This is a genomic window from Paenibacillus pinisoli (assembly GCF_003605435.1).
In the GTDB taxonomy this organism is placed as follows: domain Bacteria; phylum Bacillota; class Bacilli; order Paenibacillales; family Paenibacillaceae; genus Pristimantibacillus; species Pristimantibacillus pinisoli.
Genome location: NZ_QXQB01000007.1, coordinates 210,428 through 231,826, shown reverse-complemented (window position 1 = coordinate 231,826; position 21,399 = coordinate 210,428). Strand labels below are relative to the sequence as shown.

Genomic DNA, 21,399 nt, shown 5'->3' with positions numbered 1-21,399 from the left:
GTTTCGCGTTTAAATGCTTCATCAAAATGTTGACGCTGCTCTCCCATGATTCACCTCAACCTCTCTGTTGTTAGGTTTATTGTATCAGGTCGCTGTTACAGCGTGTCCACTTTTTAGTCTACATCCATTCCTCCCTGCTCGCACACTCTAAAACGAGTTTCTCGGCTTGCAGCATAGCTTCCACCCTGCTCGCACGCTCTTAGCCGAGTTTCTCGGCTTGCAGCATAGTTTCCACCCTGCTCGCACGCTCTTAGCCGAGTTTCTCGGCTTGCAGCATAGCTTCCACCCTGCTCACACGCTCTAAAACGAGTTTCTCGGCTTGCAGCATACTTCCCTCCCTGCTCGCAAGCTCTTAACCGAGTTTCTCGGCTTGCAGCATAGATCCCACCCGGCTCGCATGCTCTTAGCCGAGTTTCTCGGCTTGCAGCATAGTTTCCACCCGGCTCGCACACTCTAAAACGAGTTTCTCGGCTTACAGCATACTTTCCGCCCTGCTCGCACACTCTAAAACGAGTTTCTCGGCTTACAACATACTTTCCGCCCTGCCCGCACACTCTAAAACGAGTTTCTCGGCTTGCAGCATAGCTCCCACCCGGCTCGCATGCTCTTAGCCGAGTTTCTCGGCTTACAACATACTTTCCGCCCTGCTCGCACACTCTTAGCCGAGTTTCTCGGCTTGCAGCATAGTTTCCACCCGGCTCGCACACTCTAAGCCGAGTTTCTCGGCTTGCAGCTCAGTTCACACGAGACTGTGCCAATAGGTTAAATGACTGAGAGACGCTGTACGATTAACCTTGTGTGGCCCAACCCATTCTGGGACAGCCTCCGCTTGCCTGTATGCTTTAATGCGATTGTGGCTGCGGCTGAGCCGCATATTGTTCTTCGCGCTTGCCCTCTTGCTCCTTTATAAACTCCATATGCTTAAAACCCCAGCCGCACATATCCGAGAGTACCGCGCTTAATGTCCGTCCATGCTCCGATAGCTCATATTCCACCTTCGGAGGAATCTCCTGATATACCTTCCGCACGACTAATCCATCCCGCTCCAGTTCACGCAGCTGATTGGTCAGCATACCTTGTGTCACATTAGGCAGCATCCGGCGCAGCTCGCCAAATCGTTTCGTTCCGTGATAGAGCAGGATGAAGACAATAAGCGGCTTCCACTTTCCACCGATTACTTGGAGCGTAGCCAGTATCCCCTGCGTCCGATCAGGGTCCTTCTCATCCATTGGCATTCGATCCGCCTCCTCCGATTCAATTAACGTTATTGTTACTTTATCAGAGTATCCCAAATAGCGACAGTACGACGTTTTATCATACCTAGTACGTTTTTCCGTACCTGCCGAATAAAGGCCAGCATTCGTCTATAGTACGTATTATAGAACCTAGTACGGGAAAACTGCGTACTTTTCAACGTGCAATTCTTGCTCAATAATGATGTTGTAATCGCAATTGCTACAACACATGAAAGGGTGTATTTCCTTGAATATTTTAGTGATATCCGCTCATCCTCATCTGCAGGAATCCCGCGGCAATAAAGCTTTGGCGCAAGAACTCGGGACTTACGACCATATCCAGTTCCACAATCTCTATGAGCAATATTCGAACTGGAATATTGACGTAGAGAAAGAACAGCAACTGCTGCTCGCTCACGACCGGGTCGTCTTCCAATTTCCCGTGTTCTGGTACAGTACGCCGCCGCTTCTGAAAAAATGGTTCGATGATGTTCTTACCTTCGGCTGGGCTTACGGACCAGGCGGCAATAGGCTGCAAGGGAAGGAATTCCTGGCGGCAGTTACGACTGGCGGGACAGAGAAGCAATATCGCTCCGGCGGGCAGAATGCCTTTACGATCAGCGAGCTGCTTCGGCCGATTCAGGCCACTATTGCCAAAGTAGGCGGCAGCTATCTGCCCGCCTTCGTCCTGTATCACGTCCAGGAACGGACAGATGAATATCTTGCCGGTCAAGCAAAAGCATATGCCGAGCATATTCGCCAGGATGCAGCCGCGCTTGTTTATTAAGAGATGACAAAACCGCCAGAGTCTCCTCTGACGGTTTCTTTGCTTTATTGCTTGGATAGCCGATCCTGCGCCATACGCACCAGCTCGCGCACCATTGAACCGCCGATTTTGCCGCCGATATGCCCCGCAGACTCCGTCGACAGATCACCGTTGTCGCCTTGCCTTAGCGGAATGCCAAGCTCCTTGGCTACCTCATATTTCACATCATCAGGGCGTTCAGGATTCACATTATATCCTTCCTGCTTCATCACATCCGACTTGAATGCCTGCATGCCGCGTGCCGCTTCAGGCACAATATATTTTCTTCTCCGAGCCATCCCAATCGCTCCTTCTGCCTTTTCCCTATAGGATGCCCGGTTTGGTCCGGCTTACGCCCCATGAAGATTGGCAAATAACAGAGGTGCCAATAAAATCGGTTAACTTTCGTGATGCTGAAGACTAATCCAACAGGGAGAGGGAATCCCCCATTCGGATAAAACCTGTTTTCGTGACCGACGCATATACACCAACATTCAGCTGAAAATGCTCGTTGACTTGCTTTAGCAAAGAAGGGTCCCTCTCAAGCGTTGCCGGATCAATCGTAATCATCGAGCAGCGCTCACACGCTGAATCAACACGCAGCTCAGCGTCACCTATCCGCAACCGCTTGCCAATCCAGCTTTGCTCCTCCTCTTCATCTTCCTCCAGCTTTACCATTAGATTAGGCCGAAAACGAAGCTCATCCAGCTCCTTGCCCCACTTCGCTTCAATTTCACGTATCGTTTTGTCCGTCAGAATGAGCAAGCTGGCCGCATCGACAGACAGCAGTTCATCGCTCTCCGGATTGGGCGCAAACATCGCCGACATAGACAATGTCTTGCGCGAGCGAGACTGGATCTGCTCCAATAGCCTGTCATCCCAGTTATACTGGCTGCCGTCCGGCCCTATGATACGCACTTCCTCAGATGCATAGCTTGCCTGATAAGACAGCATATCCGGAATCGCTCTAGCGGTAACAAACCGGCTCCATCCTTCTTTGGTCTCATCATAAAACGAGCATACCCGGTCGCCGCGCAGCCCGTATTCCGCCACTTCGCAGCCCTCCAGCCGTTCTCCGCGGAATGACTTCACGGGATAACGATAGATCGCGCTTACTTCTCCGATTCGTTTTGCCATCCTCATGACGACCTCCTTATGGTTATTTCTAGTTTACCCCTAAGCTAGCGAACCACTAAAAAACCTTCCACCCGCACAGGTGGAAGGTTTCCTCATCCAATTAGTTGAATACATCAATTTCAAACGGATACGGTTCGTCCAAATACCCGACATCATGGAGCTTGCCCTCGCTTGTTTCAATTACTGCATATACGTAAAACGTCGCTCCTGCCAGCTCGACAATTTGCGGGCTGTAGATCTGTATATTATCCCCGCCGCCAAACATCTGCTTACTGGAGTGTGCATATACATGCTCGTAATTGCTCGGCACCTTCTTTGCAACCTGCTCAGCCGTCGGAGCCACTTCATATTTGCTGGTGGCAATAAGATAATGTACCATTACAGGTTCAATAGGCGAATATTCCAAGAACAATCGAATCCCATTGACATAAGCCTCTTCCTCGTCGTCAAACCACAAGCCCCCGCTAATTTCAGCTCGTACTTCTTTGCGTATCGTAAGGGACTTGATTTCGGAAAGACCATGCTCATTCTCTCCAACGATATAAAGCGTATAAGGCTCCTCCGGAAGCGGAAACTCAATAGCATATTCCGTAAAAGTCTCTCTAACCGTTCTTACATTCACATTGGAAGCAGACTCAATCGCAAATATTTTAACTTGATCTTTGGTGTACGGAATATGATGCGTGCCGGAATGATAAATCAAATAAAGCGTGTCCGTATCAGACGACTCCACAGTGAAAGTAACACCGAGATCTGTGTAACTGTAAGGCTCAACAAACGAAACCTCAGGCAGTTGATTCGGCGCTGGTGTGGTTGTCGGATTCGGCGACTCCGTTGGCCCCGTGCTTTCGCTCGGCTCAGGAGAAGGAGTCGGACCTGGCGTCACGGTTGGTACCGGGGTACTGGTCGGACGCGGCGTCGACGCCGGTATGTAAGGCGCTGGCGGATTGGTCACTGTCACAACAGGCGCAGGCGCTTTATCGTCCAGCTTATTCCCGAAGGTCGATTGGACGGCGCCAATTCCAATCGCCGGATTCGATCCGGAGCCCCAGTAGAAGCCCGGGCGGAACGTGATGATTAAGGTCTTGCCATCCTCGGATAGCGTGAAGCGGTCCTCTGTATTGCTCAAGACGTGGCCATTAATGCTGAATTGGGACAGATCAATCGATTTGGGATCAATCGCGCCTGTGAACGTCAGCTTCAGCTCGCTTGTTCCATCCACCACTGCGCCAGACAGTGCAGGCGGAGGCTCAACCTGTTTCTTTGTTTCGAACGAAGCTTGGATCAGCTCATCCCTTTTGGCCCCGGACTTGCCGCCGAATTCGCCTGACTGCTCACGGTTAAGCAGCTTCAATTCAAGCGCTAACTGAACATAGCCCTTGGCCCAGTCCGATACAGTCGAATCCGCCGTTCCGGGTCTTGGACCTACTTCTCCCTCCAGCCCTAATCCGCGTACAAGAAAGGCAGCCAGCTGTTCCTTGGTTACATCGCCAGCAGGGTTGAACGCTCCCGAGCCTGTACCCGACGTAATGCCGGCTTTCTTGATTGCCTCAATATACGGCAGCGCATATCCGTTAGCCGGATCGTCGGCTTTCACGTCACTGAAGCTAGAGCTCTTGAGGGAGCTATCCACTTGAAGGCCAAAAATCAAAGCCGCAACCTTGGCAAATTGAGCGCGGTTCATCTCTTCCTTAAGACCGAATTGCCCATCACTAACTCCATCGAATACGCCCGCTTGGATCAAAGCATCAAACTTTGCTTTCGTCGCCGCATCCAAGTCCTTTAGATCTTGAAAACTACCAGATTGTCCATCTTGCGCAAAAGCTCCCGCTGCCGCCGAAAACATCATGCAGCCAATCAAGAGCCATGCTGCTACAATTCTTTTCATGCCACTTCCTCCCTAAATTTTATACTATTAATATAACGGATTTTTCACTGAAAAACATGAGCATTTTTGAAAATTAAATCCATTTTACGTTGTGCGCAATTTATTTCTCATCAGGGCATTAGTAATCTCAAATAAAATCGGTAACAAGCTTAAGCTAAAGTCTTTCAAACCATCGACCGTGACCGTCTGTTTCTGCGAGAATTGTCTCTGTCTCCTGCAACAGACCCTTCTTATAACAATCCAAGTGAAGCTGCCGATCCGTCATATTATTGTAAATATGGCATACATCACGCTGACGTCCCAGTTGCTCGATCCTATATAAACAATATTTATCTCGCATGGGGTTAGCCACTACTGCCTGTGCTTATGTTAGTATGAAGTAGGGAACAATTGTTCGGAGCCTTATCTATAGGAGATGAATTCATGACGAAGAAGAAAACGATGAAGATCGAAACACCCATCCTGCCCGCGGATTTGCCGATTCAGCCCAAGCCCGACCTTGCTGTGCAGGACTTTGTGGAGATGGGCGTCATTCAGGACTGCGTCTTCGACGAGCGTGATGTAGACCGGGTCACTTTCGAGAAAGTTATTTTCCGAAATGTAACGTTTGCGGACACGTCCTGGAGCAGAATGGAGCTGACCGACATCATCTTCGAGAAATGCGATCTATCCAATGCCGACTGGACAGATGCCGTCATCCACCGCACCGAATTCCGCGATTGCAAAATGATCGGCATGCAGCTGACAGGCGCCACGATTCGCAACGTGCTGATCGACAATGCCCTTGCCGACTATGCTTCTCTGCGGGTATCGAATACGAAGCAGCTCGTTATTCAGGACAGCTCCCTCAGCCGGGCTGACTTCTGCTTCGCCAAACTTCAGAAGACCGAGCTGACCCGCTGCAATATCGACCGGGCCCAGTTCTCCGGCACGCCGCTTGGCGGCATGGATCTGAGCGACTGTGAGTTCAACGGGCTAAGCGTTAACGTTGAGGACTTGAAGGGGTGCATCATCTCGCGCGAGCAAGCTTATGTATTCGCAGCTCTGTTCGGACTTGTCGTAAATGAATGATGATGAAACGAAAAAAAGCTGCCAAAAGGCAGCTTTTCTCCGTTCTAGCCTGCGATTTACACATCAATCGTTTTAATAACCCTTGCCGGATTGCCGCCTACCACCACATTCGGAGGCACATCCTTGGTCACCACCGCGCCGGAGGCAACTACGACATTATCGCCTATCGTAACGCCGGGATTAATGACCGCCCTTCCTCCGAGCCACACATTATGGCCAATTGTGACGGGCTTGCCGAATTCGGCTCCGGATATGCGCTCCTGAGCATTCAGCGGGTGAGTCGCCGTATAGATATGCACGCCAGGCGCCAGGAAGCAATTATCGCCGATCCGCACCTCGCATACATCCAGAATGACACAATCGAAGTTGGCATAGAAATTTTCGCCGACGTGGACGTTGTATCCGTAATCGCAGCGGAACGTCGGTTCAATGTAAATATGATTTCCTGTGGAGCCAAGCAGCTCCTTCAGGATCGCTTTTCGTTTGCGGTCTTCCGTCTCCAAGGTTTGATTATACAAGCGGCTCAGCCTGCGCGCATTCAGCCGATCCTCGGTAAGCTCCGGGTCAGCCGCCATATACAGCTCGCCCCGAAGCATCTTTTCCTTCTCCGAACTCATTCGACCATTCCTCCCTGCCTGATCTGCCTAACCGTCTTGCCTTTCACCATTATAACGAATCCCGGCAGCTCCTGCCTTCCTCGCACGCCTGCCGGATCCGTGTTATGCTGGTATAGTACCGCACAGAAGCTGTATACGATTGGAGGCCATATTCACCATGGTTCATTACATTCGTTTGCGATAATGAGAGGCACGCTAGACTGAACCCGGCTTTTTTGCTGAAGCAAAAGTCAGGTTTATTTGGCTGTGCCTTTTTCATTACGAAACAAACGAATGAAAGGGTGTTTATTTGTGCTGCACAAAAGCAATCGTATCCTTGCTGCCGAAGCAATGGCCGTCCACCACAGCTTATTCCAATGTCCAATCTGCTCCTCCCCGATGCATGTGGAGGAACTCCGGCAGCTCGTCTGCCTCAAAGGGCACAACTTCGATATTGCCAGACAAGGCTATGTCAATTTCCTGCCGCATCCCGCGGCTTCCAAATACGATCAATCCTTATTCCGCTCCAGAAGCATCGTGAGCGAGAGCCGCTTCTTTCAATCTCTAGACCGCTTATTAAGCGACAGAATTCTTGAATTTAACAAGAAGCCGAATCTGCATCTTCTCGACCTGGGCTGCGGTGAAGGCTCGCATCTTGCCTTTATGCTCGATAGACTGAAGAATGCCGGCCGCGATGGAACGATTGGCGTCGGGCTGGATATTGCCAAGGAAGGCGTCAGAATGGCCGCCAGCCGGGCGCCCAGGCTCCTATGGTGCGTCGCCGATCTGGCTCGCAGCCCGCTGGCAGACGGCGGCTTCGACGTTATCCTCAACATTTTATCGCCGACCAACTATGCGGAATGTCATCGCTTGCTGAAGGATGACGGCTTTCTCATTAAAGCCGTTCCCGGCAGCAGGCATCTGCAAGAGCTGCGCAGCGCTCTCCGCTTAAGCCGCGAATCTCCCTCTGGTGTCAGGCTGGAAGAGAGGTTCCGGGACAGCTTCGAGCTGGTCGAGGCATTGCCGCTGCGATCGCAATCCAGGCTGGACGCCGCTCTTATTCCCCACGCCATTGCGATGACCCCGTTGTCATGGCATGCGGACCCTGAGCGCATCCAACACTTGCAAGCGCTGGACTGTCTGGAGCTAACTATGGACGTAACCATTCTAATCGGACAAAAATATCGATCATAAACAAGAGCATCCCCTTTCCTCCCCTATTGGAGAGTGAGAGGGGATGCCTTCAAAGGAGGATTCTACCATGAAAGTGAAAGACGCGCGGCGCGCAGCGGCTGAATGGGTCCAGATCCATGTCGCTTCAGAAGAATGGTTCCGCGGAGCCTATTATAGCGGCTCCACTATCGCCATGGCTGAGGATGCCGTGCTGCCCGCTAGCTCCGATATCGATATTGTGGTCGTCACCGCTGAAGACGTACCGCCGGTCAAGCCCGGCAAGCTCGTATTTCAAGACACGCTGATCGAAGTAACCTTGCTGCCCTGGAACCAGCTCGCCTCGGCGGAAGAGGTGCTTGCTTCCTATCATCTGGCGGGAAGCTTCCGCAGGGACACGATAATATCCGATCCCTCGGGACATCTGCGCAAGCTGCTAGCCGAAGCAGGGCCGAGATTCAATGAACTGGAATGGGTTCGGCGGCGCTGCGGGAACGCACGCGATCGCATCGAAAGCGGGCTCCGCGGGCTCGACGTGCATGCCCCGCTGCATGACCGCCTGACGGGATGGCTGTTCCCGACAGGCGTGACGACCCATGTCCTGCTCGTCGCCGCGCTGCGCAATCCGACGATCCGGCTGCGTTATGCCGCCGCTCGTGATGTTCTGGAGGAGTACGGCCTTCATGCTGTATACCCGCAGCTGCTCAGCTTGCTTGGCAGCAGCCATCTGCCGGCATCCCGCGTAGAGCAACACTTGAATGAGCTCGCCAGGACATTCGATGCAGCTGCTGAAGTCGTACAGACTCCCTTCTTCTTCCGCTCCGACATTACAGCGCTGTCGAGGCCTATCGCGATCGATGGCAGCCGTGATCTGATTAATGCGGGCATGCATCATGAAGCGGTATTCTGGATTGCCGCGACCTTCGCCAGATGCCACCAGATTTTTGCAGCCGACGCACCGCATTTGCAGCAGCAGTACCTGCCTTCCCTGCTGGCGCTGACCGATGACCTCGGCGTGACTGACTCCTCGGCTATGGCCGGCCGGGCAGAGGCGGTGCTGCAATTCATGCCGGAGCTATGGGGTGCTGCGGAGCGTATCCTTCAGATGAACCCTGATATCCAGCAGAAGCCTTGAGACATCACGGCTTGGGCAAGCCTTGCAGATGCGCCGACCTTTCGCCCCTCGCGAATCTCCCATCGCGAGGGGCCGCGTCGCATGCAGGCTGTCATTCACAGCATGCAAGGGGACGCGCTCAGCTTCGATTCGTCTGCAGCGCGTCCGTCCATTCATAGTAGTCCGTAGCCTTGCTCGCACGGAAGCCCAAGGACTCATAGAGCCCTAGCGCCCGCTCATTCTTTACAGCTACCTCAAGGGCAATGGCTGCTTGCGGATGCTCTGCCCGAACGACCTTGATCATCTTCGCCAGAATCGCTCTGCCATGTCCGCGCCCACGCTCATCTGCCGCTACCACAAAACCATAGATAAACGCATTGCCGCTTACGACGCGGGCATGAATTTTGCCTATGGTGCGGCATGCGCCGTCCACACCTGCGAGCTCAGCCATATAGACTCGGTTGGTCCGCGGCCCAGGCCCATTCGGCTTCTCCAGCAAGCTCGCCGCATCCTCCTCCGACAAGCCGAAGCCCTCCACATTCAATCGGATAATAGCGGCGTCATCGCCTGCATCAGCCTCGCGGAGCTTCAATGCCTCCATACGCCCGCGCTCCTCCTGGACAGGAGGCTCCAATAGCTGCATCCAGTATTCCGAGTAACCGTAAGGGATGGCCCACCGGTCCATAACCGCCTTGGCAGACGCAGTCCCCTGCTGGCACATGAAGACCAGCTTCGGCACATCCCGCCGCTGGCATTCTTTCTTGGCTGCTTGCACCAGCTTGCCGAACATGCCTTGGCTGCGATGCTTCGGATGCACCATGCCGCTAATCTCTACTTCCTTCGACTGAAACTGATAGATGCCTAGAAACCCTACAAGCTGCCCAGATTCGTAATACAGGAAGTCGCTTATCTCTGCGCCCGAACGCTCCCGCAGCATATTCCAGTTGAGCTTCAGCTCGATCCCCTCGTATTGGTTGCACTTGTCAGCCAAGAGGCTAATCTCCTCCAGCTCCGCCTCGCTTAATCTATCTCTTGCATGCAAGCCTTGCATCATCTATCACACTCTCCTAAGTAAGGGCTGGCCCTACTGGATTTTCCAACAACAGAATGATACCAGTGTACACCCGAATATAAGGCTCTGCCTACCCGAATACGCCGAAAACCCGCAAGCGGCTGCTCCGGAGAGCGCTGCTTGCGGGTTGTTCACATTCCACTTGTTCTCTATCCTTACATGGTCTCTTGTCTATTGGACGCGCCGACCGAACCTCCTGTGCGAAGGAAAAGCTGCCGCAGCAGGAAAAATCCGAGCACGCCGCAAAGCGTAATGGCGAAGCAAATCTGATACAGCGTCGATGCGCCGAGATTCTCGAACATCCAGCCGCCGAGCACGCCGGCGACAATCCCGGATACTCCGCCCCATGTCAGGCCGTAGACAGCCTGACCGCTCGACCGGTATTCCGCCGGCACCAGATGCGAGGTGAGCTGCGTGCCGATGTAATAGTACCCGCCAAACGTGATGGAATGAAGCAACTGGATGAAGATAACCTGGAACGCCGAGGTGGCGAGAGACATCAGCAGCCAGCGAACCGAGAAGAGCGCGCTAATGATGACCAGCCACCCCAGCATTGTGCGGGAATTTTTCTTCAAATACTTATCCAGCAGCAGGAAAACAGGCACTTCCAGAATCGCTGTCGCGAAGGCCGACCACCCTACTACAGTATCCGATCCGCCCAGGCCTTTGATATAGATGCCCATAAAGGTCATATTGATCGAATTGGGAATGGAGATCAGGACGCCCAGGCAGACGAACATGAGAAAATATCTGTTCTGGAAGACTTGCAGATACCCCTTGTTCGAAAACTTCTGCTTGAGCGGCCGCTCATTGCCGCTAGGCATGAGGAAGGTGAAGAAGATGGCGAACAGCAGCATGACATCGAATACGATCCATAGCTTGCCGATGCCCAGCCAGCCGATAATCGGTCCCGCCGCCACCGCAATCAGCGCCCAGCCCAGCGAGCCCCATGCGCGGAACTCGCCGAATTTGCGATTCGTTCCTTCAATTACATTCAGAATAAGACTGTTGCTCTGCGTGAACAGCGGACTCTGGAAAGCGAAATAAAACAGCATAAGCGTATAAATCAGCGTATAGGATTCCGTCATAAAGACGAATTGCATACAGATGAAATTGCCGATCAAGCAAATGATCAGGATGCGCTTATTGTTGCGAAGCCGATCCGCCCAATACGCCCAGAAAGGATTGGCTACCAGCCCGATGAGCGGGCCGCCCGCTACCAGTAATCCAATCTGTACATTGGAAATCCCGAGATCCTTGAGATAGAGCGCAAAGAACGTGCTGTAGATCGCAAGGGCTCCATAGAGCACAAAGTTGAATACCTTTAGCATTCCCAGCATATTACGGCTTATCGTGTGGTCCGACATGTTTCCTTCATCCCTTATACTAAGACATTGGTAGATTGCGAATGCGCGATAATTTCTTCAGCGGTCACTTCACGCCCCAGTTGATCCGAGAGGTATACGCCTTCGCTGATCAGCATCGTCTGCAGCGCAATCTCCGCCGTAGGCAGAAGCGGCACTCTGCCTTGAATGGCGGCAATCCAGTGCTGCTGCGAGGAGGCGTAAGCATCATAGTCGGGCTTCAATCTGCCCCAGCGCAAGTCCATATCATCCAGGTTGATCGTACTGTCGAGGTCCATATCGGCTACTGTCGTATGGAAGGTCAACGCGCTCGTCTGCGAGATCGAGGAGTACGAAGGCAGCCGAACCCCGCCTTTGCTGCCCAGCACGCTGGAGCCCTCGAAGCCGCCCATATGAACCGACCATGCCTCGATCAGGTCAAGCGTTACGCCTTCCTCGAACCGGACGAAGCCAAGGCCAAGCTCCTCTACATCGAATTGGGATTCTTCCCGTCTCGAAGCATCCATATCCATCTCCTGATACACCTTGCCGGAGACGCTCTTCAGCGTAGGTACACCGAGCAGATACAAGATCTGGGCAATGTGGTACACGCCCATGTCGAGCAGCGCACCGCCCGCAGCCGTCTCCTTGCGGTTGAAGAACTTCGTGCCGTAGCCGTCCACGAACGGACGGCCGCGTCGGCGGAAGCCGGTCGATCTTGCATGATACAGCTTGCCGAGGCTTCCTTCCTCGATCAAGGCTTTGGCCGCCTTGGTCTCTTTCTTATATAACGTATTGAGCTGGATATGAAGCATTTTGCCCGTCTCTTTGGCTGTCTCCAGCATCGTGACGCCATCAAAGTACGTGCCCGCGATCGGTTTCTCGCAATAGACATGCTTGCCGGCCTTAAGCGCTTCGTTCGTCACCGGAGCATGGAAGTTGTTATGCAGGCAGACGTCGATGGCATCAATATCGTCCCGCTTCAGCAGCTCGCGGAAATCCGTATACACATCCGGAATGCCAAATTGGCTGGCCACGGCTTGCGCCGCTTGCTCATTAATATCGCAGACCGCCACCACTTCGGCGTCCTGAATCTTCGCATAGTTGCTCAAGTGTGTCTGCCCAATCAGTCCTACTCCGACAATACCGATTCTAACTTTGCTCACGCTGCTTTCGCCTCCTAAAGTACGTTGCCTAGTATTTTCTTCATCGTGGATAGTGTCCACTCTACCTCAATATACTGATTCTTCGGCGCATTATGCTCGACCGCCCAGTATTCATTAAAACCGGAATCGACCAGCATCTTCGCGATGGAAGTCGCCCGCTCCTCCATCGCCAGCGTATTGCCGCCAAAGTGGATATGGCAGGCCCATGGAGCAATCATCTCGTCGCCGCGCGACGGATCCACCTTCCAGCGGTCGACATGGAGCAGAACGCCAAAGTTCGGATGGTTGATGCCTTCGGCAATTTGCCTCAGGAAGTGCGGATTCAGAGACGGTCCCATGTGATTCTCCGGACCAACCTTGAAGCCATAGTCGGCGCCAATCTTGCAATATTCCTGGTATCTCGTCACCAGATGCTCGTATTGCTCGTTGCTCATCTCGTAGAAATCGCCGTTCTCTTCCTTGGAATACGAGCCGCCTGTATCGATGCGGACCGTCTTGGCGCCCAGTATTCTTGCCGCCTTCAGATGCTCCAGCGCATTCTGATACTGCAGCTCGCGCTTCTCGGGGTCCTTATCCCACAGCGAAGCCGTATCGATCGCAAAGTTGACGACTGTCATCCCTTTCTCATCCAGCGCCTCGCGGATCTTCACCAAATAATCCTCGTCGGCCAGCTTCCATATCGGCTTGCTCTTATCGACGAAGAAGCCGTTGTACAGATCAACCGTGTCCAGTCCATAGCGGTACTTGACCGTCTCCAGGTAGCCGAATATGTCCATCTTGCCTTCCAGGAACGTATTGTTGAAAGAATAACCGCCGATTGAAAGCTTCATAAGGTTGCCTCCCGATTATTTATTTTTGGCCCATTCATCCAGCTGCTTCTGCTTCTCTGCAATAACCTTGTCAATGCCCGCGGCTTTCAGAGCGGCGATGAACTTCGGCAGATTCACCTCAGGATCGATCGTGCCCGTCTCAAGCCCCATTGCATATTGACGAGTGACATTCGTAATGGCCGCGAGCTCTGTCTTGACCGGAATTGGATTGTAAGTGAAACCAAGTGCTGCCGACTTCTTCGCTTCCCGATTGTACTTATCCATCTCTTCCCACAGATTCGGCACATCTGTCGCCCATGTATAGGACAGGAGCTGATTGCCGAACATCCAGCCTTGTCTGAGGTTGAAGCCGCTGTTCGAAGCATCTACGCCAGGAGGGAAGTCGATCGAGCTGTCTCCTACCTTGACGTAATGCTTGCCTTCAATGCCCCAGTTGATCAGGTTGACCAGATCCGGGTCGGAGTAGAGCAGGTCCAGGAACATCATTGCGCGATCCGGGTCCTTCGAGTTGGTCGGAATGCCGAGCATGATGCTTGTAATGGATGTGGTGCTCGTAATTTGCGAACCAATGTCCACCGATGCCAGCTTCGTATCGACTCTGTTCTCGGTCTGACCGACTGCGCCCGGCTTTCCTTTATTGATAACGGCAAATCCGATATTCGCTTTAATGTAATCAACCGCAGTCTCCTTGCTTGTAGCTGCATCCTTATGAATGTAGCCTTCCAGATACCATCTTCTGATCGTATTCAGCATGTCGGCATACTCCGGCGTTTCGTACAAGTTGACGACCTTCAGCTCATCCAGATTCGGCAGTACGCCGATGTAGTCGCCAAGAATATCCCATCTGGTCTCAAGCAGCCTGTTCGCAATCGATGCGGCTGCGCTTGCCTTGCCCAGCACATTGACATTCGGCTCATTCTCGTGGATAACCTTGAAGATGGCGTCCAGATCGTCAATGGTCTTGATGCTGCTAATGTCGAGCTTATACTTATCCAGCATATCCTGGCGCATCAGCACTAGCGGATGGGACGCAAAATCGCGGTTGGTCGGAATCGCATAGGTCTGCCCGTTCACCTTCGACGCGCCCAGCACCTCCGGCTCGAACGCCTTCACGATGCCCTGTCCGTGCTTCTGGACCAAGTCATCCAGAGCGATCAGTTGCCCCTGCGCCACCTGTCTGGAATAATCACCTCCGCCGGTTACAATCAAGTCCACTTGTTCATTGCCCGTCAGCATCAGGATGGATTGCTCCGCCCATGCAGCAGGTTCAATACGGACTAACTTCACCGTCGCATTGATTTTTTCCTTCGTAATCTTGCTCATTTCTGCGGCAATCTCATCCAGATCCTTCTGCGGCGGACCGTAGAACACCATATTGATCTCGTAAGGCGCAAGCTCGCCGTCATTCGCGCCGTTCTGCCCCTTATTCACAGGCTCATTCGACTTGCCGCAGCCCGCAAGCACCAAGCTTGCCGTCATCATCATTGCCAATACCGTCGTGCTGATTTTTTTGAACATATCCCCGAAGCCTCCCCTTTTTTTGGCCATCCGTATAGCGTTGCTATTCTCATGCGGGCACTAGCCCTTTACCGCGCCAACCGTAAGTCCCTTCGCAAAATATTTTTGGAAAAAAGGATACGTAATCAAGATCGGAATTACGCCGATTGCCGCAATGGCCATCTTCAGGCCATGGGTCGGAATATCACCGGCCTCGATCATGTTGTCCGCAGCCTGAACGTTCGTCATCAGATACTGCGAGTTCAGCAGAATCGTGTTCAGCATCACCTGGATGCTGTGCAGCTTGCTGTCGGTAATATAGATCAGCCCGTTGAACCAGTCGTTCCAATAGTTGATAATCTGGAAGATGCCTACGGCACCCAGCACAGGCTTCGATAGCGGAAGCACAATGCCCCAGAAGATGCGGAATTCGCCCGCGCCGTCGATCTTCGCCGATTCAATTACCTCGCTCGGAATGTTCATCGTGAAGAAAGTGCGGATCAGAATGACGAAAAACGCGCTGACCAGCAGACCCGGCACAAGATAAGCCGTTAACGTGTTCTTGATCTCGAAGACATTCGTATACATCAGATACGTCGGCACGAGACCGCCATTGAAGAGCATCGTGAAGAAGACGATAAAGGCGATGACGTTGCGGAAAGGCAGGTCCTTTCTGGAGATTGGATACGCCAGCAAGGTCATCATGATCAAGCTGATGGCAGTCCCGACAACCGTGATGAGGATCGAGATGCCGTACGCATTCAGGATCATCATCGGCTCCTTCAGCAAGTAGCGGTAGCTCTCCACGCTGAACACGCTGGGCCAGATGGAGTAGCCGTTCTGGATAATCGCTTGCTCATTCGTAAAGGAAGCGGAGATGAGCACGATGAACGGAATTAAGCAAATGCAAGCGAACACGAAGAAAATGATATGAATAACCGTCTGCTCCCGTCGATTGACGCGCATAGTGTCTGTCTCCCTCCTTTAGAATAGCGAGTTGTCCGGATTGATTTTTTTCACCGCGTAATTGGATATCAGAATGATGATGAATCCGACAATGGACTGATACAGTCCGGCGGCAGACGACATGCCGATATCGCCGTTGCGCAGCAAGGAGCGATAGACATAGGTGTCAATAACGTTCGTCGTCGGCAGCAGCACGCCGGAATCCAGCGTAACTTGATAGAACAGACCGAAGTCGGAGTAGAAGATGCGTCCGATCTGCATAAGCGTCATAATGACAATGACCGGCGTAATTAAGGGAATTGTAATTTTCAAGATTTGCTGGAACTTGTTCGCTCCATCGAGCGTTGCCGCTTCGTAATACTCTTGGTCGATGCCGACCACGGCCGCAAAGTATATAATGCATAGATACCCTGCGGTACTCCATATTTTCACAAAGGTCAAAATGTACGGCCAGAACCCGGGCTCGTTGTACCACATAATCGGATCGATGCCGAGCCAAGGCAGAATAGTCTTGTTCATCAGTCCCGTCTCCGCGCTAAGCAGCGAGAACACCAGATATCCGATAATGACGGATGAGATCAAATGCGGAAGCAGGACGATGCTTTGATAGAAACGAGACATGAACCGATTCTTCATCTCGTTCAAGAGAATCGCCAGCGCAACCGCGACGACCAGATTCACCACGATAAAGACGACGTTGTACAGGATCGTATTGCGGGTAATGATGTAGGCATCCGCTGTCTTGAACAGATACTCGAAGTTTTTGAAGCCTACCCAGTCGCTGCCGAGAATCCCCTTTGCAAAGTTGATGTCCTTGAACGCGATGATCATCCCTAGCATGGGCACGTAGTTGTTGATCAGCAGATAGACAATGCCGGGAATTAACATGATGTACAACATCTTGTATTTCATAGCTCTCTTCAGGGTACTCCCGTTAGCCATCGCCTTCATGGCCAGCCTCCCTCCCTCTTTTACATGATCGTAGTGCCGGCTACAACACCTATTGTAGAGGATCATGTAAGCGCTATCCGCCAACATACTGACCTGTTAATCGCAATATTCTGACTTCTGGCCGGTATGGGGAGGGAATGTGCTTTGGGGAGAGCCTGATTAGGGCTTGTCCAATTGGGGGAGTTATGTCCCGATACTGCCTAATGCTGACACTTGACTTTTGATCTGCATCAACTCTTCTTTCTATTTTGTTCGCCAGCCGCTTTGCCAGCTCGACTCTTGCCCTCTGACTCAGCTTCGGCTCCACCGGTATTACAGCTTCCTGCCTGGCGGCCTCCTCGCTGCCTTGCGGTATTCATTGGGATTCATCTGGACTGCGCTCTTGAACACCTTTGAGAAGTAAGAGAAATTGGAGTAGCCTACGGATGAAGCGACGTCGCTGACGGACAGCTCCGTACCCGACAGCAGCTCCTTCGCAATAGCCATCTTCTCGTCCAATATATATTCTACAATCGATTGTCCCGTCTCTTTCTTGAACAGCCGCGAGAGATAGTCGGGATGGAGATGCACATGCCTCGCAATATCCTCGCGGGAGATGCTCTGGCTGACATGCTGCGAGATGAAAGACTTCACCTTATCCATCACGGTGGAGTTGTCTTCCGTCTGGCGCGCATAGCCGATCGTCCGTGTCAGCGCCGTTCTAGCCCATATTCTCAGGTCAGTCAGCGAACGGACAGCCTGCGACATGCGCTCCGGCGACACCTCCTCGCCCAGCACCTGATAGGCCTGCCATTCCTTGAACTGGTAGAAGTGATACAGCATCTGCAGGAAGTTCTGGAGGAACTGCTGCAGCACCTCCGCCTTCAGGCAGCCCACCTCCTGCAGCGATTGCAAGTAATGCTCGGACTCGGAGAGAATGGCATCGTAAGCGCCTTGCTCCAGCATCTTCAGCCATACATTCATGCGAATCACATCGACCGATTCCGAGCTGGCGAGCTCCTCGCCCCCGAAGACAACGTCATTGCTGCGGTTCAGCACATTGTCTCTCATCCGGATAAGGCTGTCGTATCGCGTCGCGATCTCATGCGGCAGGCCCGGCTCGCCGACATAGCAGGAAATATCGCAGCGGAAGTAGCGGTTGCATGCCGCAATATAATCGGCCAGCATACCCTGCAGCCGCTCCCGGTCCCTTCCCGGATGATCATCAGGCAGAATGGCGACATACAGGTCGCCGCTCATTCGGACGAATGGACGACTCTCGCAGCCCCGCCAGATGATCTCGTCAGCGGCATTGCGAAGCGCATACTCCATCAGCTTCTCGTCGCGCTGGCTAAGCTTCTCCGCCCACCGCTGGACGTAGACAAGCACAGGGAGGAAGGCTTCCGTCTCCTTGATCGGCAGGCTTTGGTTATGCAGCGCATCCCGTATCCGGTCGGGATGCGAGGACTGGCGGCGGTCCATGACGTCATGCCAGAACCGCTCCATCAGAACGGGACGATGCGTCTGCCAGAGCATGGAGTAATATTGGCCCTCCGCCTTGCTCATATGCTGCTCCCGCTTCTCGCTCACCTTCTCGACGCCCTTCCGCACCACATTTTGCAGCTCATGAAATTTGACCGGCTTCAGCATATAGTCCAGGCTTCCAAGCTGCAGCGCTTCCTTCGCATAGTCGAAGCTGGAATGGCAGGTCAGAAAGATCGACTCCGTGAGCACCTGCTTCTCCCTCACCCACGACAGCAGCTCAATCCCTGTGCCCTGCGGCATCTCGATGTCGCAAATCATAATATCAATGGGATGCTCGCTGAAGATGTCCTTCGCCTGCTTGATATTGTGGGCGACGTGAATCCGGGAGATCGACAGCTCCTCCCAATTAACGCCTCCTTGAACGGCCCTTACCGCATGGATTTCGTCATCAACAATTAATAATTGATACATGCTATCCCTCCTCAGGGCTGATCCTCGAACCGAAGCGGCAGCCGAATCTCGACCCGCGCGCCCCCGTCCGGATGATTGGACAATTCTAATTGAGCCTTATCCTGATACAGCAGGCGCAGCCGCCTTCTGGCATTCCAGATGCCGATATGGCGGTCGCCATGATGCTCTGCTTCCGGCTCCTGCCGCCATTTCTCCAGCGCCTCTTCCGTGAAGCCCTGTCCTGTATCCCGAATAACAATACGAAGATATGAAGAGCTGCCTCCCTCGTACAGGCGAATATCGACGAGAAGGGCGATCGTCTCATCCATCGTAATCGCATGCTTGATCGTATTCTCCACGAACGTCTGGATCATCAGCGGCGGGATGCGCGCCTTCATCAGCGCTGCGCTCTCGCACTTGATTTCATACGTGAAGCCGTCTTGGAACCTCATCGCTTGAATATTCAAATAGTTTCGGGTGTGGGCGATCTCGTCCTCTACCGCCACCAGCTTCAGATTGTTCTGGAACATGAATCTCATATATTGAATCAGATAGTCGGACATGTCCTGGATCAATTGATAATTGCGGAATTGAGCCAGGTTATAGATCGTATTCAGCGCATTCAGGAAAAAATGCGGGTTAATCTGCAGCTGCAGATGCTTCAGCTCCGCCTGCTGGCTGAGCAGCTTCTCTTCGTAGACATTGATCTTCAGCGCTTTGATCTGATCGACCATGCTGTTGAATACGTCATTCATCAATTCAAATTCCGAGGAGACCGGATGGCGCTCCACCCGCTGATCCAGATTGCCGTCGCGCACCCTGCGCATGACGGTCACGATGCGGTTGATCGGGATGAGAATATTCTGCCGCAGGAACATATAGAAGATCGGCAATATAATGAGCGCGCCCAGAATGACGACGTACCAGATACGCTGGAGAAACGGCAGATGCTCCAGAATGACACTGTACGGGATCAAGATCAGCAAGGAAAACTGTCCTTGCTCCGACTGGGTGCTGACCTGCAGATAATCGTCGCCTTTATTGTCCGGCATCATGCCAGTCATCGGCTCCATGCTGCTAGTCACAAGCAGCGACTTCCCCTCCGGGCCCATATCGAGCAGCCCAAGAGGGCTCATCAGCTTCGACGCCTTCACCCACCCTCCGATATAGACGTTCCCGATCTTCTGGATTTTGCTAATATAATAGTCGTCGCCCAGCTGGTAAGGGAACCACTGCTCGAACGCATGCTTCGGCCATGCCTCCCGCTCCGTCAGCATGGCGACCATGCCCTCCCGCACTTCCTTCAGGCGATCCATCGTCTCGCCTGCCGGCTGATTCGTAATCATCTCCTTGTTGACGGAAGAATAGACGAACAGGTAGTCCATCTCCTTGTACGTATTAATGTCCCGCTCCAGCTTGTTGAACAGATTGATTTTGGCCAAATAATAATCGTCGCTGCTCACTTCCTTGGGAACATCGAGCATAATTAAATCGCTTTCAAAAGCGACCGTCGTACGCAAATACTTGTCGACCTCCTCCAGATTCCGGTCAATCTGATCCATGTAAAGGGCGGCCAGATTGCGGTTGGAGTTCGCCACTTGCTCGCTTACGACTCTCATCGCATAATAGTTATCGAATATGAGCAGAAGCTGAAGCGGTATGACAAATAAGAGAAACCCCACCAGCAGCTTGAAGCGGATCGACTTGTTCGACAGCCTGTGCGTCCATTTCATAACACGCTCTCCCCCCGATGTGAAGCGTTTGAAGTATACCCAAGCTTATGGAAGTACGGCTATGGCGTCTGCATATCGCCCCGGGCGTTGTCCCTCACAGGCGCAAGGGCACCCTCAATGACAAGACGGCCCTGTTCCACTCGCATGACCACAGGAAGATCGCTGAGACTGGACCTGCCGTCCGCTCATGATCAGCTTTTGCTTGCACCGCTTGGCATAATGAGTTCTTCGCCCTCCATGATGATCCGACCCTTAAAGTGAGCGCTTACATAAATCCCATCGGCGTCAAAGCTGGCAGAGTGAAGACGGGCAGCCTCCTCCAAGGGCAAAAAGGTACTTAACACCCGGGTACAACGGTCCCTTACGCCTTCCCGCTGGTTGAATAATAGACGAACGCCGGATTCACGCCATCGAAAATAGCGTATCTTTGTCCATTCCGCCTGGTTCCCGCTCTACGCAAACCAAGAAACGATTGGTCTCGCATTGACCGATTTGTCCGTAGAGGGAAGTCACTCCAGCCTAATGAGTTTGGGCTTCGTTTGTTTTATCATAGGACCGCGCCCCTTTTAAATCCAATACTATCATATGGGCCAATGATGCAATGCTCCTGAAATATTTAAAAGCGTTCAAGGCCATTCCGCGCAAAACAAACTCACCCTGCGGGCGATTGAAAGTCACAAGTGCGTGTTCCTGTGTGTACCTGTGTGTTCCTGTGTGTACCTGTGTGCTCCGTGTGCTCCTGTGTGTACCTGTGTGCTCCGTGTGCTCCTGTGTGTTCCTGAACCTGCCTCCTAACGGAACTGAGAGACTCTATGCTTCGATTTTTTTACGTTTATCACGTCTAACGGAAGTAAGATGCCTTATTTGCATCATCCGACCCGTATTTCGGTTCATTTAGGGCAAATAGGGGC

General features: G+C 52.7%; 18 protein-coding genes. 4 read left to right on the top strand and 14 right to left on the bottom strand.

What is annotated here, in order from left to right; all coding sequences use genetic code 11:
• Window positions 1–842 precede the first annotated feature (842 nt).
• Window positions 843–1,235 (bottom strand): winged helix-turn-helix transcriptional regulator, encoded by a 393-nt coding sequence (locus tag D3P09_RS25155; RefSeq protein WP_120114187.1) that lies wholly within the window; start codon window positions 1,233–1,235, stop codon window positions 843–845.
• 247 nt (window positions 1,236–1,482) lie between these two features.
• Here D3P09_RS25155 and D3P09_RS25150 point away from each other — a divergent pair, with 247 nt between their 5' ends.
• The gene (locus tag D3P09_RS25150) at window positions 1,483–2,022 is read left to right on the top strand and encodes an NAD(P)H-dependent oxidoreductase (protein ID WP_120114186.1); all 540 of its coding nucleotides are present in this window, start codon (window positions 1,483–1,485) and stop codon (window positions 2,020–2,022) included.
• Window positions 2,023–2,066: 44 nt separating this feature from the next.
• Here the strand turns inward: D3P09_RS25150 and D3P09_RS25145 are convergent, their stop codons facing one another.
• The 3 genes from D3P09_RS25145 to D3P09_RS27950 all read right to left on the bottom strand — a co-directional run bounded on the left by D3P09_RS25145 (window position 2,067) and on the right by D3P09_RS27950 (window position 5,065).
• On the bottom strand, window positions 2,067–2,339 hold the full coding sequence (locus D3P09_RS25145; protein ID WP_120114185.1) for an alpha/beta-type small acid-soluble spore protein: 273 nt from the start codon (window positions 2,337–2,339) through the stop codon (window positions 2,067–2,069).
• 121 nt (window positions 2,340–2,460) lie between these two features.
• Window positions 2,461–3,177 carry an MOSC domain-containing protein gene (locus tag D3P09_RS25140; RefSeq protein WP_120114184.1) on the bottom strand — a complete coding sequence of 239 codons (717 nt, stop codon included), beginning with the start codon at window positions 3,175–3,177 and terminating at the stop codon, window positions 2,461–2,463.
• Between the two features lie 100 nt (window positions 3,178–3,277).
• On the bottom strand, window positions 3,278–5,065 hold the full coding sequence (locus D3P09_RS27950; RefSeq protein ID WP_243644476.1) for an S-layer homology domain-containing protein: 1,788 nt from the start codon (window positions 5,063–5,065) through the stop codon (window positions 3,278–3,280).
• A gap of 423 nt (window positions 5,066–5,488) precedes the next feature.
• Between D3P09_RS27950 and D3P09_RS25125 the strand changes: the two genes are divergently transcribed.
• Window positions 5,489–6,136 carry a pentapeptide repeat-containing protein gene (locus D3P09_RS25125; RefSeq protein WP_120114182.1) on the top strand — a complete coding sequence of 216 codons (648 nt, stop codon included), beginning with the start codon at window positions 5,489–5,491 and terminating at the stop codon, window positions 6,134–6,136.
• 56 nt (window positions 6,137–6,192) lie between these two features.
• On the opposite strand, the gene maa is transcribed toward D3P09_RS25125, so the two are convergent.
• The gene (gene maa / locus D3P09_RS25120) at window positions 6,193–6,753 is read right to left on the bottom strand and encodes a maltose O-acetyltransferase (protein WP_120114181.1); all 561 of its coding nucleotides are present in this window, start codon (window positions 6,751–6,753) and stop codon (window positions 6,193–6,195) included.
• A gap of 291 nt (window positions 6,754–7,044) precedes the next feature.
• On the opposite strand from maa, the gene D3P09_RS25115 reads away from it, so the two are divergent.
• Window positions 7,045–7,926 (top strand): putative RNA methyltransferase, encoded by an 882-nt coding sequence (locus D3P09_RS25115; RefSeq protein WP_165867577.1) that lies wholly within the window; start codon window positions 7,045–7,047, stop codon window positions 7,924–7,926.
• Between the two features lie 67 nt (window positions 7,927–7,993).
• Window positions 7,994–9,037, top strand: coding sequence for a hypothetical protein (locus tag D3P09_RS25110; RefSeq protein ID WP_120114179.1), 1,044 nt, complete (start codon window positions 7,994–7,996; stop codon window positions 9,035–9,037).
• Window positions 9,038–9,155: 118 nt separating this feature from the next.
• Here D3P09_RS25110 and D3P09_RS25105 read toward each other — a convergent pair whose 3' ends face one another.
• The 9 genes from D3P09_RS25105 to D3P09_RS25065 all read right to left on the bottom strand — a co-directional run bounded on the left by D3P09_RS25105 (window position 9,156) and on the right by D3P09_RS25065 (window position 20,488).
• Window positions 9,156–10,070 (bottom strand): GNAT family N-acetyltransferase, encoded by a 915-nt coding sequence (locus D3P09_RS25105; RefSeq protein ID WP_243644474.1) that lies wholly within the window; start codon window positions 10,068–10,070, stop codon window positions 9,156–9,158.
• A gap of 173 nt (window positions 10,071–10,243) precedes the next feature.
• Window positions 10,244–11,455, bottom strand: a complete 1,212-nt coding sequence (locus D3P09_RS25100) for an MFS transporter (protein WP_120114178.1) — start codon at window positions 11,453–11,455, stop codon at window positions 10,244–10,246.
• Window positions 11,456–11,469: 14 nt separating this feature from the next.
• Window positions 11,470–12,597, bottom strand: coding sequence for a Gfo/Idh/MocA family protein (locus D3P09_RS25095; protein ID WP_120114177.1), 1,128 nt, complete (start codon window positions 12,595–12,597; stop codon window positions 11,470–11,472).
• A 14-nt stretch (window positions 12,598–12,611) separates the two neighbouring features.
• On the bottom strand, window positions 12,612–13,427 hold the full coding sequence (locus tag D3P09_RS25090; RefSeq protein ID WP_120114176.1) for a sugar phosphate isomerase/epimerase family protein: 816 nt from the start codon (window positions 13,425–13,427) through the stop codon (window positions 12,612–12,614).
• 15 nt (window positions 13,428–13,442) lie between these two features.
• The gene (locus D3P09_RS25085) at window positions 13,443–14,945 is read right to left on the bottom strand and encodes an ABC transporter substrate-binding protein (RefSeq protein WP_120114175.1); all 1,503 of its coding nucleotides are present in this window, start codon (window positions 14,943–14,945) and stop codon (window positions 13,443–13,445) included.
• A 60-nt stretch (window positions 14,946–15,005) separates the two neighbouring features.
• Window positions 15,006–15,890, bottom strand: coding sequence for a carbohydrate ABC transporter permease (locus D3P09_RS25080; RefSeq protein WP_120114174.1), 885 nt, complete (start codon window positions 15,888–15,890; stop codon window positions 15,006–15,008).
• A gap of 18 nt (window positions 15,891–15,908) precedes the next feature.
• On the bottom strand, window positions 15,909–16,832 hold the full coding sequence (locus tag D3P09_RS25075) for an ABC transporter permease (RefSeq protein ID WP_120114200.1): 924 nt from the start codon (window positions 16,830–16,832) through the stop codon (window positions 15,909–15,911).
• Between the two features lie 321 nt (window positions 16,833–17,153).
• On the bottom strand, window positions 17,154–18,776 hold the full coding sequence (locus tag D3P09_RS25070) for a response regulator (RefSeq protein ID WP_120114173.1): 1,623 nt from the start codon (window positions 18,774–18,776) through the stop codon (window positions 17,154–17,156).
• An 11-nt stretch (window positions 18,777–18,787) separates the two neighbouring features.
• Window positions 18,788–20,488, bottom strand: a complete 1,701-nt coding sequence (locus tag D3P09_RS25065; protein ID WP_120114172.1) for a sensor histidine kinase — start codon at window positions 20,486–20,488, stop codon at window positions 18,788–18,790.
• Window positions 20,489–21,399 lie beyond the last annotated feature (911 nt).